We start from the raw sequence: 12,821 nt of genomic DNA on the forward strand, positions 1-12,821 counted from the left end.
CTGATATGGCTCAGTTGGTAGAGCGCACCCTTGGTAAGGGTGAGGTCCCCAGTTCGACTCTGGGTATCAGCACCACTAATATGGCATGAGTTCGGAAAAGAATTTGCCTGGCGGCTTTAGCGCGGTGGTCCCACCTGACCCCATGCCGAACTCAGAAGTGAAACGCCGTAGCGCCGATGGTAGTGTGGGGTCTCCCCATGCGAGAGTAGGGAACTGCCAGGCATCAATTTAGAGCAGTAGATGTGTGTTAACCATCTTCGCTCAGACCTCCCCGGTGACGTGGGAAGGGCGAAACACCTGATATCAGAAGCAACATTCTGAGTTCAGTAAAGAATCGGTGGAGCGGTAGTTCAGTTGGTTAGAATACCTGCCTGTCACGCAGGGGGTCGCGGGTTCGAGCCCCGTCCGTTCCGCCACTTATCATAATGCCCTGAGTTAACAGCTCAGGGCATTTTTTTGCTCAAAACTCTCTGCTTTTCCCGTTTAGCCTTGATAAATTAAGGCCCCAATCGCTAACAGGCGGGCAGGAGCCTTTAATTTACCCTGCCAACCGGCCTGGTTTTTAGCCATTCGCTGACGAAATCGATAAATGAACTAACGCGCGCGTTAACGGAACGGTCGCCGTAATAGACAGCGTTAAAAGGCATATCAACCGGTACCAGCCGATCCGCCAGTAGTTCAACTAATGTTCCCTCTCTGAGATCCCTGTCAATCATGAAATCTGACAGGCAGGCGATGCCGTTGCCGGTGAGGCAAAGCTGCCGGAGGGTTTCACCATTGTTTGACGTGCTGGCTGGGGTAATGTCATAAAGCTGCCCGTCTGGCATAGCCAATGGCCAGCGGTTAAGGCTCTGCGGCTCAACAAAGCCCAGGCAGGGATAGTGAACAAGATCTGCTGCGACTTGCGGTACGCCATTCTGCTGCACAAAAGCCGGGCTGGCGACGATCTTCCTACGGCTATTAAAAAGGAGGCGTGCACGAAGGCTGGAATCGGTAAGATTGCCCGCGCGGATGGCGACATCCACTTTACGTTCAATCAGGTTGATAAAGGTTTCTGATGACACCAGAGAGAGCGTAATTTCCGGATAGCGTTCACGAAAAGGCTTAATCATCGGTATCAGTAAATGCAGTACAACTGGCGTAGCCGCATCAATGCGCAGGTAACCCTGTGGCATCTTCTTACGCTCTGCCAGCTCGTTCTCTGCCGCTGCCATCTCCTGCAGAATAGCCTGTACCCGCTTAAAGTAGGCTTCGCCTTCCTGAGTCAGCTTTATCTGTCTGGTTGTACGCGTAAGCAGTTCGACCTCAAGCTTACTTTCCAGCCTCTTTATCGTACGACTGACAACGGAATTAGCCATTTTCAATTTTTCAGCAGCCCGACTGAAGCTGCCGCTTTCCACTACGGCGACAAAAATCGCCAGCTCCTCAGAGTGTGCCTTCATTACCGCTTCCTGTACAAACTTACCGTTATTTTGCGATAAAGAGCTTCATTAAAGCATGGGGTGATCCCGTATACCAGACGGCTTTAGCGCTTACCCTCTTTCTGGTAACAGCAACAGGGTAAAAAATATGCGCCAGGCTGGACTGATCAACGATGCTTATCTTCAATTGGCACTTATTAGTCCCCTCTGATTGAAACCCGGCCATAAAGTCCCTATAACTGGAAGATACTATTAGTTAACATGCAGAGGTCAGACGGTAAAGTGCGCAAAAAAACCTATGCCATGAGATATGTAGCAGGTCAGCCAGCGGAGCGTATTTTTCCGCCGGGCGCGATGTTACACATGGGAAAAGCGTTACCCGCTGGCGCGCCGCTGACAACCCAGCCAACGTTACACGTGCTCGTCTGGAATATATTTAAACAGCAGCGCGCGGAATGGCTGTCAGTGCTGCAGAATTTTGGTAAGGACGCGCAGCTGGTTTTACTCCAGGAGGCCCAGACCACGCCGGAGCTGATTCGGTTTGCTACCAGCAATTATCTGGCTGCCGATCAGGTGCCCGCTTTCGTACTGCCGCAGCATCCTTCCGGGGTGATGACGCTGGCTTCTGCGCATCCTGTCTACTGCTATCCTTTGCGCGAGCGCGAGCCGCTGTTGCGTCTGGCAAAATCCGCGCTGGTAACGGCTTATCCTTTACCCGGCAATAAAATGCTGATGGTCGTCAATATCCACGCTGTAAATTTCAGCCTGGGAATCGATGTCTATAGCAAGCAGCTTGGCCCTATCGGCGAACAAATCATTCACCATAAGGGACCGGTAATTATGGCTGGGGATTTCAATGCCTGGAGCCGCCAGCGTATTAATGCACTTTACGCTTTTGCTCACAACATGGGTTTAAAAGAGGTGAATTTTACTGACGATCACCGTCGTAAAGCGTTTGGTCGCCCGCTCGACTTCGTCTTTTATCGCGATATGACAGTGACAGAGGCTTCTGTACTGGTGACACGCGCTTCCGATCACAATCCGCTACTGGTTGAGTTTACGCCTTAACGATATAAAGCAGCTAAGCCGATACCAGGGCAATAGCGCGTACCGGCGAAGCTGACCCTCCTTTAATACGCAAGGGCAGCGCGATGAAAGTAAAAGCCGTCGGCAAAAGGTAAAGGTTCGCCAGGCTTTCAATAATCAGTCCTCCCGCACCCAGCACGGCCTGATGCGCCGGATAGTCTGCGCTATTACAACAGTCCAGCGACATCGAATCCGTACCAAATACCGTTACGCCTTTATCCAGAAGATAATTTGCGCCATCGCCGGAAAGTCCCGCCCAGCCAGACATAAAGTCGTTATGATCGGGACGGAGCTGCCATTTTTTATCATAGCCGGTACGAAATAAAACAATGTCTTTGGCTGCAATTTCACCATGTTGGGCTTCCCACTCCACAATTGCGGCATGGGTAATTTCACTGTCCTCCGGCAAATGTGCCATATCCAGACAGCGACCACGCCCCATCAATTGACGAATATTGATCGCGTCAATGCTTTTGCCTTGTTCTATAAAATGCACCGGTGCGTCTATATGTGTGCCGCAGTGATCGCCCAGGCTAAGCTGGCAGTTGTAATTGCCGTCAGCTGCTGCAAAATCTTCCGCGCTGTTAAGAAAAAAGCGACCATCGCCGGGCCATACCGGCATTCGCTCTTCATAGAGATGGTTTAATTCAATCAGGCGATGCTGGTTCAGCAGCGTAACTAAATCGTTAGTCATGGCGTTCCCCTTATGAAGCTAAGAGACGCAGTAAAGCACAGCTGAAAAGGGCAGGGAACGGCAGGCATAAAAAAACCAGTCCGAAGACTGGTTTTTTAAAATGATGCGTTAGCTATCGGGCGTGCTGTCGTTATTCACGAACAGCGTGAGCCTGTCGCCGGGCTGAATATTTGCCGAACCGCCGCTGTTCCAGCGCAGCAGATCTCGCGTATTCACACCATGACGTCTTGCGATGCTGGCCAGAGAATCACCTTTACGAACTTTATAGGTGATGCTGTTGCCATTATCGGCCAGTTTGGTCGCGTTCTCGCTGCCAACCAGGCTTAGCGTCTGTCCCGGTTTAATCACGCCACCGCGCAGGTTATTCGCCTGCTGGAGCGTCTTCACCGAAACGTTCAGGCGTTTGGCAATACCTGACAGCGTGTCGCCATTTTGCACCTTATAAGATGTCGTCGCGCTCGCCAGAGCCGTTGGCTGTACCGCTGCGATATCGCCCGTTGCCAGGGAGTTACGCAACTGCGCTACATGCGACTTCGGCACCATAATGTAATGCGGGCCGTTTGGTGCCGTCATTCCACGCTTATAACCGGTATTAAAGCTTTTCAGCTTGCTCAGCGACATGCCGGCCATTTCCGCCGCCTGCGTCAGCTCTATCTGCTGTCCTACCTCAACGCGGGCCAGTGCTCGGGTCTCGTTAGGTTCTGGTAAGCGAATACCATAACGCTTGTTGTTTTTGAGCAGCTCGCTTAATGCCAGCATTTTCGGTACGTAAACCGTCGTTTCGCGCGGCAGAGAAAGTGACCAGAAATCGGTTGGCTTTCCGCGTGCCTTGTTGTTCTTTATGGCTTTCAGCACGCGTCCTTCACCGCTGTTATAAGCCGCGACGGTTAATAACCAGTCGCCGCCAAACATGCCGTTCAGGCGCTGCATCATGTCCAGCGCCACTTTGGTTGACGCGACGATATCGCGACGGCCATCGTACCACTGGTTCTGTTTCAAACCGTAATTACGCCCCGTTTGCGGCACAATCTGCCAGATGCCCGCGGCATTGGCAGAAGAGGTCGCATGAGGATCAAAAGCGCTCTCCACTATGGGTAATAGTACTAGTTCCATCGGCATCTTACGTTGCTTAATCTGCTCGACTATCCAGTACATATACGGCTCAGCCCGTAACGTTACATCGTGGAGATAGCTCTTGTTTCTTAAATACTTTTGTTTTTGTTCGCGTATCCGGGGGTTTTCCGGAACCTTCATCTTCAGCTCATCGCTAATGAAATTCCACAGATCCTGCTCTTGCGCCAGGCTGGTCCCGTCATCCTGCCAACGTGGGGATAACAACCGATCTGCGTTCTGACTGCTCTGTGCTGAAGACAAACTCTGTGCATGCTGTTCAGGTGCATCGTGCTTTGACGCCTGGCACCCAACCAGCAAGACCGAGGCGAGTAATATCGCTTTAGCCTTCATGTGTGTGTCATTGTTCGCTTAAAAGACGAGCAACTATACGTGCTCGCCCCGGACAACACAACCCGAAAAATTAAAAATGGTCTTTCTTCTCGCGTAGAGTTGCAAATACTTGCCATTCATGTTGCGGAGGTGTTTCGTACCCAATAACTTTTTGTAATTCATGCTCTTGCGTACGCAGAAAAATATTTTTTTGCCGCTCTGAAGCCAGCGTTACGGGCAAGGAAACCTCGTTTTTTGCGCGTAACTCCTTAATTTTATGATAATAGGCGGTAATCTCCCGATCCTGTGGCAGAAGCGTAGCGGCAAACTTCATATTAGATAAAGTATATTCATGCGCGCAACAAATTAGCGTCTCGGCGGGAAGTTCATTAATCTTTTGAAATGATTGAAACATTTGTTCAGGGGTGCCTTCGAAAAGCCTGCCGCAGCCGCCTGAAAACAGGGTGTCACCACAGAAAAGGTAAGGTTTACTGTAGTATGAGATATGTCCTAAAGTGTGACCCGGCGTAGCAATAATAGTAAATTCGAGCCCTAAAATAGCGACCTTATCGCCTTCACTAACGATCCGGTTCGCTCCTTTATCTTGTGTCTCTTCGGGACCAAATACCACCAGAGAAGGGTAATTTTTCAGAAGTTCTTTTACGCCGCCAACGTGATCCTGGTGGTGATGTGTAAGCAGAATCGCCACCGGCTGCCACTGGTGCTCTTTCAGCGCTGCCAGAACGGGAGCCGCCTCGCCCGGATCAACAATCAGGCACTGGCCCTGCTCGTTATTTAATGTCCAGATGTAGTTATCCTGAAAAGCAGGAATGCTGGTAAGATTCATTATCGCCTCGTTAGCCCGATCGCAATGGAAAGAAGATGGTAAAGCATGAAGCCCGCTAAAACACGCCATATTCGTCACGTGCCGCAAACCTGGGAAGAGATGCCCTGGGGAGAATATTACCGTGACGCGCTAACTCGCCATTTGCAGCCCTGTCTCGGCAAGATGTACGGCTTTCATCTGCTGAAAGTGGGGCAGCTTAGTGCAGAAATCAACACGGAACACTGCGCTATTTCGCATCAGGTTAACGTGGGTTTGAGCGGTAGCAATCTTCAGGTAGTAGCCGAACCGGGCAGTTTACCGTTTGAATCAAAATCGGTAGATGCCTGCCTGTTGGCCCACTGTCTGGCCTGGAGCGACGATCCGCATCGCATACTGCGCGAAGTCGATCGCGTGCTGATTGACGATGGCTGGATGATTATCAGCGGCTTCAATCCGTTTAGCGTATTAGGCATCGGCAAGCTGGTTCCGGGGCTGCATCGGCGTATTCCCTGGAACAGCCGTATGTTTACCCAGATGAGGCTGATGGACTGGCTGAGCTTGCTGAATTATGAGGTTATCCAGCGCACGCGGTTTCAGGTGCTGCCATGGAACCGGCAAGGCGGCAAGGTCATCAGCACCCATTTTCCGGCGCTTGGCTGCCTGAGCATCGTGGTTGCACGCAAAAGGACTTTTCCGTTAATTATGAATCCGGCAAAAAAAGCGGCGGCGCAAAGAAGGCTGAGTCCAGCCGTTGGCGCAACCAGCAGGATGCGCCAGCGCCATCAGGATTCGGACTGATAGCCAACATCTTCAAAGGACGGGCTGCCCGCTGCGGCGCGCGCCAGCTCGTCACAGCGCTCGTTTTCGACGTGGCCCGCGTGGCCTTTTACCCATTCCCATTTAATCTGGTGATGGCTAAGCGCCGTGTCCAGCCGTTTCCACAAATCGACATTTTTAACGGGCTTTTTATCTGCCGTTTTCCAGCCGCGCTTTTTCCAGTTATGGATCCAGCTGGTAATCCCCTGACGGACGTACTGGCTGTCGGTACTCAGCACCACTTCACACTGCTGGGTTAATGCCTCCAGCGCCACGATAGCGGCCATCAGCTCCATGCGATTATTGGTTGTCAGGAAATAACCGGCGCTGAAGGTTTTTTCATGTTCGCCATAGCGTAAAATGGCCCCGTAACCGCCAGGGCCGGGGTTACCAAGACAAGAACCGTCGGTGAAAATTTCTACCTGTTTAGGCATCTCTGGTAGACTCTCTGTTGAAAAACGCCAAGTCTGACATAAACGGGTCCTATGAGCACAGTAAATACAACGCGGCAGATCGTTCTCGATACTGAAACAACCGGTATGAACATGATCGGGGTGCACTATGAGGGGCACCGCATCATTGAAATTGGTGCCGTTGAGGTCGTAAACCGTCGTCTCACCGGCAATAACTTTCACGTTTATCTCAAGCCGGATCGCCTGGTCGATCCCGAAGCCTTTGGCGTGCACGGCATTGCCGATGAGTTTCTGGCCGATAAGCCTACTTTTGCCGAGATTGCTGACGATTTCCTGGCCTATATAGAAGGGGCTGAGCTGGTCATCCATAACGCCTCGTTCGATATTGGCTTTATGGATTATGAATTCGGCAAGCTTGGCCGCAATATCCCCAAAACGGAAACCTTCTGCCAGATAACCGACAGCCTGGCGATGGCGCGCAAGCTCTTTCCCGGCAAGCGTAACAGTCTGGATGCGCTTTGCTCGCGTTATGAAATAGACAACAGCAAGCGAACGCTGCACGGCGCACTGCTCGACTCCGAAATTTTGGCCGAAGTTTTCCTGACCATGACCGGCGGGCAAACCTCGTTAAAATTTTCGATGGAAGGGGACAGGCAGGAGCAAAGCAACGACGAGGCGATTTATCGCATCACGCGTCCTGCTTCCGGATTACGCGTGGTAACCGCGACGGAAGAAGAAGTCGCCGACCATGAATCGCGGCTCGATCTGGTAATGAAAAAGGGCGGAAGCTGCCTGTGGCGCGCCTGAAAACGCCGAAACGCGCAAGAAAAATACGGGAAGATGAAAAAACAGGCAGTCGGTAAAGGCGTCAAAGAAAAAGCATTGACGGAACCCACAGCTCACCGTAATATTCGCCCCGTTCCCGACGGGGAACAAAGCGCGGAGCGGTAGTTCAGTTGGTTAGAATACCTGCCTGTCACGCAGGGGGTCGCGGGTTCGAGCCCCGTCCGTTCCGCCAAGTATCCGGAAAGCCTGATGCAGAAATGCATCAGGCTTTCGTCATTTCAGCGGCGCTAAAATATCGCCATCCTTCCTTATCCAGCACTCCTCGAAGCGTTTAAGGTACTTCTCCTGTACGCAGGACAATATTGTCGCCCGTGCAGAACAGAGAATCAGCGTTGTGTTAACGCCGCTTTTTGTCTTATTGCTTCTGCACCACGACGCGACTGGCATACTGCTGAGCGCCTTCGCGTGCCAGCCAACGATAGCAACCTGCCGACAGCGCGACGCCAATAAACCAGCTGAAGCTGGCAACTTCATGTAAAGCTGGCGTAAAGCTCACAACCAGCCCAATCAGTACCGAGGGTACCAGCGCGGCAATCGCTTTTGGATTAAAGCCGCCGCGATACCAGTATTTCCCCTTTGGCGTATCGTCAAAAAGATCGTCGACGGAAATCTGCCCGTGCTTAATCAGATAAAAATCGCACAGTAAAATCCCAAACAGCGGGCCAATAAAAGCGCCCAGCACGTCCAGCGTATAGTGAATCAGCTCGGGCGACTGGAACAGATTCCACGGCGTCAGCAGCACCGAACCTACCGCCGCAATCATCCCTCCGGTGCGGAAACTGATTTTCTGCGGCGAACAGTTAGAAAAATCAAACGCGGGCGAAACAAAGTTAGCGACGATATTGATGCCGATAGTGGCGGTAATCATAGTCAGCAGGCCAATGGCAACGGCCAGATCGCTGCCTACGCGGCTCACCGTTTCGATAGGATCGGTAATCATATGGCCAAACAGCGACTGCGTACCGGAAACAATCACCACGGTCACTACCGAAAAAAGCAGAAAGTTAAACGGCAACCCCCAGCGATTGCCGCGGCGGATCGCCTGCATATCTTTGCCGTAGCGGGCAAAGTCGCCAAAGTTAAGCAGCGGGCCGGAAAAATAGGAAACGACCAGCGCGGTGGCGGTAATCATCTGCCAGAGCTGCTCGCTGCCGCTTAGCTGCTTGCTGGAAAGTGTAAACGAAATTCCGTTAAAGCCTGTCTTGTATACAATCCATCCTGCCAGCGCCACCATCACCACATAGACTGCCGGACCGGCTACGTCGATAAAGCGCTTAATCGCCTTCATGCCGTGCCAGAAAACCAGCGCCTGGGCCAGCCACATAAAGCCGAAGCAGATCCAGCCGAGCTGGGACAAACCGAGCCAGGAAGAGTGGGTCAGCGGTATTAAGGCCGGCCAGAACTTTAGCGAGACCAGCATCAGCGCATTGGCGGCCAGATAAGTCTGGATACCATACCAGGCGAAGGCAATCAGGCCACGGATCACCGCCGGAATATTTGCACCGAAAACGCCAAAAGCCTGACGACAAACAACGGCATAAGGCACGCCGCTTATCTGGCTGGGTTTAGCTACCAGGTTAGCAAAAAACTGCACGATGCAGATCCCCGCCAGCAGGCACAGCAATACCTGCCAGCTTGCCAGGCCAAGGGTAAAAAAGCTGGCCGCTACCACATAGCCGCCCATACTGTGTACGTCCGACATCCAGAAAGAGAAGATGTTGTACCAGCTCCAGTTTTGTTCGCGCGTGGGCGCCAAATCTTCATTGCACAGCCGCGGGCTGTAGCTGACGTGAACGCTCTCTGCCGACGCCGGAGAAACCTTTTGACTCTTTGGCATGAAATCTGCTCCTCAACAATGCACCTGATGACCGAATGGGTTGAGAAAATGATTGCAGGATCCAGGCCAGAATTTACATGCTAGTATACAAGACTGCTAAATTTTGTATACGATTTGCGAGTGATAAACCTGAATGGAACAGGAAATGAAAACTGAAACCGGACTGAAAACGGCTTCCGATAAGGATGAACTTATCTTTCAGGCATTGATGAAAGCGATAGTGGAGCGTCAGCTGCTACCGGGGAGCAAACTGCCGGAAGAGGCTTTGTCAGAAGTATTTGGCGTTAGCCGCACCGGCATTCGTAAAGTGCTAACGCGCCTCGCCGCAGTGCAAATGATTACGCTCGCGCCCAAACGCGGTGCATATGTCGCCACACCCTCTGTGGAAGAGGCACAGGATATCTTCCAGACCCGCCAGCTCATTGAATGCGCCAATCTGCCAGCCGTGCTGGCACGCTGCCAGTCAACGCATCTCGTCGCGCTGGAAAAACTGAACCGGCAGGAACAGCAGGCCCATACCGATGGCGACGGTCCGGCAGCTATCCGCCTTTCCGCTGCTTTTCATATTCAACTTCAGGCCATTTCAGGGAATCAGGTGCTGACCGAAATGGTCACGCGACTGACCCAGCGATCGTCGCTGGTGATTGCTGCCTGGGGAAAAGCGTGGCAGCAAGGTTGCCGCTGCGACGACCACGACAGGTTAATCGAGCTGCTCAGGCAAAAAGCGCTGATGCCGCTTACTGAAGCCATGCAGCAACATTTCTCTCATATAGTGGCAAGCCTGCATTTTGAGCGCGGCGGTGAGATGTTGCCGGATTTTGCCAGCCTGTTTGCTGACTTTGGAGAACGCAATGAACGCTAATCGAATAATGCAGAGGGTTTTTGCCAGCCCGCATAGCCAGTTCGGAGCCAGTTATGACAACTAAGCAAATCATTCAGGTGATCAACCCTAATACCAGCCAGGCAATGACTGAAACGATCGGCGCGGCGGCTCGCTCGGTGGCGGCGCCGACTACGGAAATTTTAGCGGTTTGCCCGTCACAAGGCGTGCCGTCAATTGAAGGTCATTTTGATGAAGCTATTGCGGCGATTGGCGTACTGGAACAGGTCAAAGCCGGGCGAGAGCAGGGCGTATGTGGACACGTTATCGCCTGTTTTGGCGACCCGGGACTGCTGGCCGCGCGCGAGCTGGCCACCGCGCCGGTAGTTGGCATCGCCGAAGCCGCTATGCACCTGGCTACTTTGGTCGCCACACGTTTTTCAATTGTAACCACCTTGCCGCGCACGGTGATCATTGCGCGCCACCTGCTTCAGCAGTATGGCTTTGAGCATCAGTGCGCTGCGCTACATGCTATCAATCTCCCGGTCCTGGCGCTGGAAGATGGCAGTGGCCTGGCGCAGGAAAAGGTGCGGGAACGGTGTCTGCGGGCCAAAAAAGAAGATGGTAGCGGCGCTATTGTCCTTGGCTGCGGTGGCATGGCGCAGCTGGCGCGAGAACTTACGCACGAGCTGGGCATGCCGGTTATTGATGGCGTAACGGCCGCGGTAAAAATGGTGGAATCGTTGGTGGCGCTGGGGCTAGCGACCAGTAAGCATGGCGATCTGGACTATCCGGTGCGAAAAACCCTGTCGGGTCAGTTTCAGCACCTAAACTAAGGTATCTTGCTCTGGAACAGGACTTGCGATCATGACCGACAACGAAGAAAAAAAAGAGTACAGCTTTAATAAAAACTATCCTCGCGATCTGATCGGCTATGCGGGCAAACCGCCGCATGCTGCCTGGCCTGATAATGCGCGCATCGCCGTACAGTTTGTTCTGAACTATGAAGAAGGCGCAGAGAATAACGTGTTGCATGGCGACACGGGTTCCGAACAGTTTTTATCGGACATTATTGGCGCGGCCAGCTATCCCGAGCGGCATATGTCGATGGATTCGCTCTATGAATATGGCTCGCGAGCCGGTTTCTGGCGCATCCACAACGAATTTCAGAAGCGTAGCCTGCCGTTGAGTGTGTTTGGCGTGGCGATGGCGCTGGCGCGTCATCCGGAAATCGTCGAGGCTATTAAAAATGCTGATTATGACGTGGTCAGCCACGGCTGGCGCTGGATCCACTATCAGGGAATGGATGCCAAAACCGAGCGCCAGCACATGCAGCAGGCTGTTGATACCCTGACCGATCTTTTTGGTAAAGCGCCTACCGGCTGGTACACCGGACGTGACAGCCCTAATACGCGCAGGCTGGTGGTAGAGCACGGGAGTTTTACCTACGACAGCGACTACTATGGCGACGATCTGCCGTTCTGGAGCAAGGTCACCTGCCAGGACGGTACGGTCAAACCCCATCTGATTATTCCCTATACCTTAGAAACCAACGATATGCGTTTCGCCACGCCGCAGGGTTTTAATACTGCCGAACAGTTTTACACCTATCTTAAAGACAGTTTCGATGTGCTATATGAAGAGGGTGAAGCCGCACCGAAAATGCTGTCCATCGGTATGCACTGTCGCCTGCTCGGACGGCCCGGCCGTTTTCGCGCGCTCCAGCGTTTTCTGGATTACATCCAGCAGCATGAAAAGGTCTGGATCTGCACGCGCCAGCAGATTGCGGATCACTGGATAAAAACGCATCCGGCACCAGAAGTTTAAAAGCCGTGCCGGGTGCTGAAAGGGGAGTCATCCTTTCAAACCAGCGCCCGGCTCGCTGTTATAAGGTTAATCTACCTTCAGGGGAGGCGGTATTTTAATAAGGTTTTTAGCCGAAAAGCGTTAGCTTTTAATAACAGGCCTTAAACGTTCTTCTAATTCATTCATGTTATTTATTGCTGCTTTGATTACCCTGCTTTTATTTTCGAGGGAGATCGCAAATAAAGTTATGCATTTTCATGCTATTGCATATTTCTTCACTCTGTCTTCCAGAGTGAACAAGAAGTCTTTTTTTGCCACAGGAAAAGGCCGCAGCGTTATTGACGGGGCTAAATTAAGGAATATAGTGATGGGGTTTTCATTTACCTGCTGTTTCTCGTGAAAGGACGCTCGTTAATATAGCGGAGGCACTATGTTTGAAATGAGAGTGACCAGGCTTGAGTCTGATATGGATAACGTTAAAAGTAATATTAGTGATATTAAAACTGACCTGCGTGAAATACGTAAAGATCTGGTACGGGAAACGACTTTGCTAAAAGAGGATCTGGTACGAGAGACGACCGGCCTGAGGCAGGATATGGTACGTGAGACCACTAGCCTGAGGGAAGATCTTATACGTGAAACCACCAGCCTGAGGAAAGAAGCCAGGGCGGATTTTCGGCTGCTGTTCAGCGCTATCATCTTCGTTTCACTGGGGCTGGCCAGCTTAATCGCCAAAACCTTCAACTGGCTTTGAGGCTTATCAACTGCTTTTCACAAAATAACGATCGTCGTATGAACCGTGCCTGCCAATCG

The 12,821-nt window shown here is 52.1% G+C and carries 13 protein-coding genes, 2 tRNA genes and 1 rRNA gene; 10 read left to right on the top strand and 6 right to left on the bottom strand.

Going from position 1 to position 12,821, the window contains the following annotated elements; genetic code table 11:
- The first annotated feature begins 106 nt into the window (after positions 1–106).
- Together rrf and KUE00_RS03265 are read left to right on the top strand one after the other, a co-directional pair.
- Positions 107–222: ribosomal RNA gene (gene rrf, locus KUE00_RS03260) — 5S ribosomal RNA — on the top strand.
- 117 nt (positions 223–339) lie between these two features.
- Positions 340–416, top strand: a tRNA-Asp gene (locus tag KUE00_RS03265).
- Between the two features lie 117 nt (positions 417–533).
- Here the strand turns inward: KUE00_RS03265 and yafC are convergent.
- A complete protein-coding gene (gene yafC, locus KUE00_RS03270) occupies positions 534–1,442 on the bottom strand; it encodes a DNA-binding transcriptional regulator YafC (RefSeq protein ID WP_246758084.1) in 909 nt (302 codons plus the stop codon).
- 261 nt (positions 1,443–1,703) lie between these two features.
- Between yafC and KUE00_RS03275 the strand changes: the two genes are divergently transcribed.
- Positions 1,704–2,489 (top strand): endonuclease/exonuclease/phosphatase family protein, encoded by a 786-nt coding sequence (locus KUE00_RS03275; protein WP_246758646.1) that lies wholly within the window; start codon positions 1,704–1,706, stop codon positions 2,487–2,489.
- Positions 2,490–2,502: 13 nt separating this feature from the next.
- On the opposite strand, the gene KUE00_RS03280 is transcribed toward KUE00_RS03275, so the two are convergent.
- From KUE00_RS03280 to gloB, 3 genes are all read right to left on the bottom strand, one after another.
- Positions 2,503–3,201, bottom strand: a complete 699-nt coding sequence (locus KUE00_RS03280; protein ID WP_246758086.1) for a cyclase family protein — start codon at positions 3,199–3,201, stop codon at positions 2,503–2,505.
- Between the two features lie 108 nt (positions 3,202–3,309).
- Positions 3,310–4,665: a murein transglycosylase D gene (gene mltD, locus KUE00_RS03285; protein WP_246758088.1), complete on the bottom strand. Its 1,356-nt coding sequence runs from the start codon at positions 4,663–4,665 to the stop codon at positions 3,310–3,312.
- 70 nt (positions 4,666–4,735) lie between these two features.
- Complete coding sequence (gene gloB, locus KUE00_RS03290; RefSeq protein ID WP_246758089.1) at positions 4,736–5,491, bottom strand: hydroxyacylglutathione hydrolase; 756 nt, start codon at positions 5,489–5,491, stop codon at positions 4,736–4,738.
- Positions 5,492–5,536: 45 nt separating this feature from the next.
- Here gloB and KUE00_RS03295 point away from each other — a divergent pair, with 45 nt between their 5' ends.
- The gene (locus KUE00_RS03295; RefSeq protein ID WP_246758090.1) at positions 5,537–6,268 is read left to right on the top strand and encodes a class I SAM-dependent methyltransferase; all 732 of its coding nucleotides are present in this window, start codon (positions 5,537–5,539) and stop codon (positions 6,266–6,268) included.
- Here the strand turns inward: KUE00_RS03295 and rnhA are convergent.
- Positions 6,253–6,720: a ribonuclease HI gene (gene rnhA / locus KUE00_RS03300; RefSeq protein ID WP_246758091.1), complete on the bottom strand. Its 468-nt coding sequence runs from the start codon at positions 6,718–6,720 to the stop codon at positions 6,253–6,255. The two genes, KUE00_RS03295 and rnhA, sit on opposite strands and share 16 nt — an antisense overlap.
- A gap of 51 nt (positions 6,721–6,771) precedes the next feature.
- On the opposite strand from rnhA, the gene dnaQ reads away from it, so the two are divergent.
- Both dnaQ and KUE00_RS03310 read left to right on the top strand, forming a co-directional pair.
- The gene (gene dnaQ, locus KUE00_RS03305) at positions 6,772–7,506 is read left to right on the top strand and encodes a DNA polymerase III subunit epsilon (protein WP_246758092.1); all 735 of its coding nucleotides are present in this window, start codon (positions 6,772–6,774) and stop codon (positions 7,504–7,506) included.
- Positions 7,507–7,640: 134 nt separating this feature from the next.
- Positions 7,641–7,717, top strand: a tRNA-Asp gene (locus KUE00_RS03310).
- A gap of 183 nt (positions 7,718–7,900) precedes the next feature.
- Here KUE00_RS03310 and KUE00_RS03315 read toward each other — a convergent pair.
- The gene (locus KUE00_RS03315; RefSeq protein WP_246758094.1) at positions 7,901–9,382 is read right to left on the bottom strand and encodes an NCS1 family nucleobase:cation symporter-1; all 1,482 of its coding nucleotides are present in this window, start codon (positions 9,380–9,382) and stop codon (positions 7,901–7,903) included.
- Positions 9,383–9,527: 145 nt separating this feature from the next.
- Here KUE00_RS03315 and KUE00_RS03320 point away from each other — a divergent pair, with 145 nt between their 5' ends.
- The 4 genes from KUE00_RS03320 to KUE00_RS03335 all read left to right on the top strand — a co-directional run bounded on the left by KUE00_RS03320 (position 9,528) and on the right by KUE00_RS03335 (position 12,762).
- Positions 9,528–10,244, top strand: coding sequence for a GntR family transcriptional regulator (locus tag KUE00_RS03320; RefSeq protein WP_246758095.1), 717 nt, complete (start codon positions 9,528–9,530; stop codon positions 10,242–10,244).
- Between the two features lie 53 nt (positions 10,245–10,297).
- Positions 10,298–11,038: an allantoin racemase gene (hpxA, locus tag KUE00_RS03325; protein WP_246758096.1), complete on the top strand. Its 741-nt coding sequence runs from the start codon at positions 10,298–10,300 to the stop codon at positions 11,036–11,038.
- A gap of 31 nt (positions 11,039–11,069) precedes the next feature.
- On the top strand, positions 11,070–12,029 hold the full coding sequence (gene puuE / locus KUE00_RS03330; RefSeq protein ID WP_246758097.1) for an allantoinase PuuE: 960 nt from the start codon (positions 11,070–11,072) through the stop codon (positions 12,027–12,029).
- 409 nt (positions 12,030–12,438) lie between these two features.
- Positions 12,439–12,762, top strand: a complete 324-nt coding sequence (locus KUE00_RS03335) for a hypothetical protein (RefSeq protein WP_246758098.1) — start codon at positions 12,439–12,441, stop codon at positions 12,760–12,762.
- Positions 12,763–12,821 lie beyond the last annotated feature (59 nt).

The sequence above is a fragment of the Erwinia phyllosphaerae genome (genome assembly GCF_019132875.1).
Taxonomy (GTDB): Bacteria; Pseudomonadota; Gammaproteobacteria; order Enterobacterales; family Enterobacteriaceae; genus Erwinia; species Erwinia phyllosphaerae.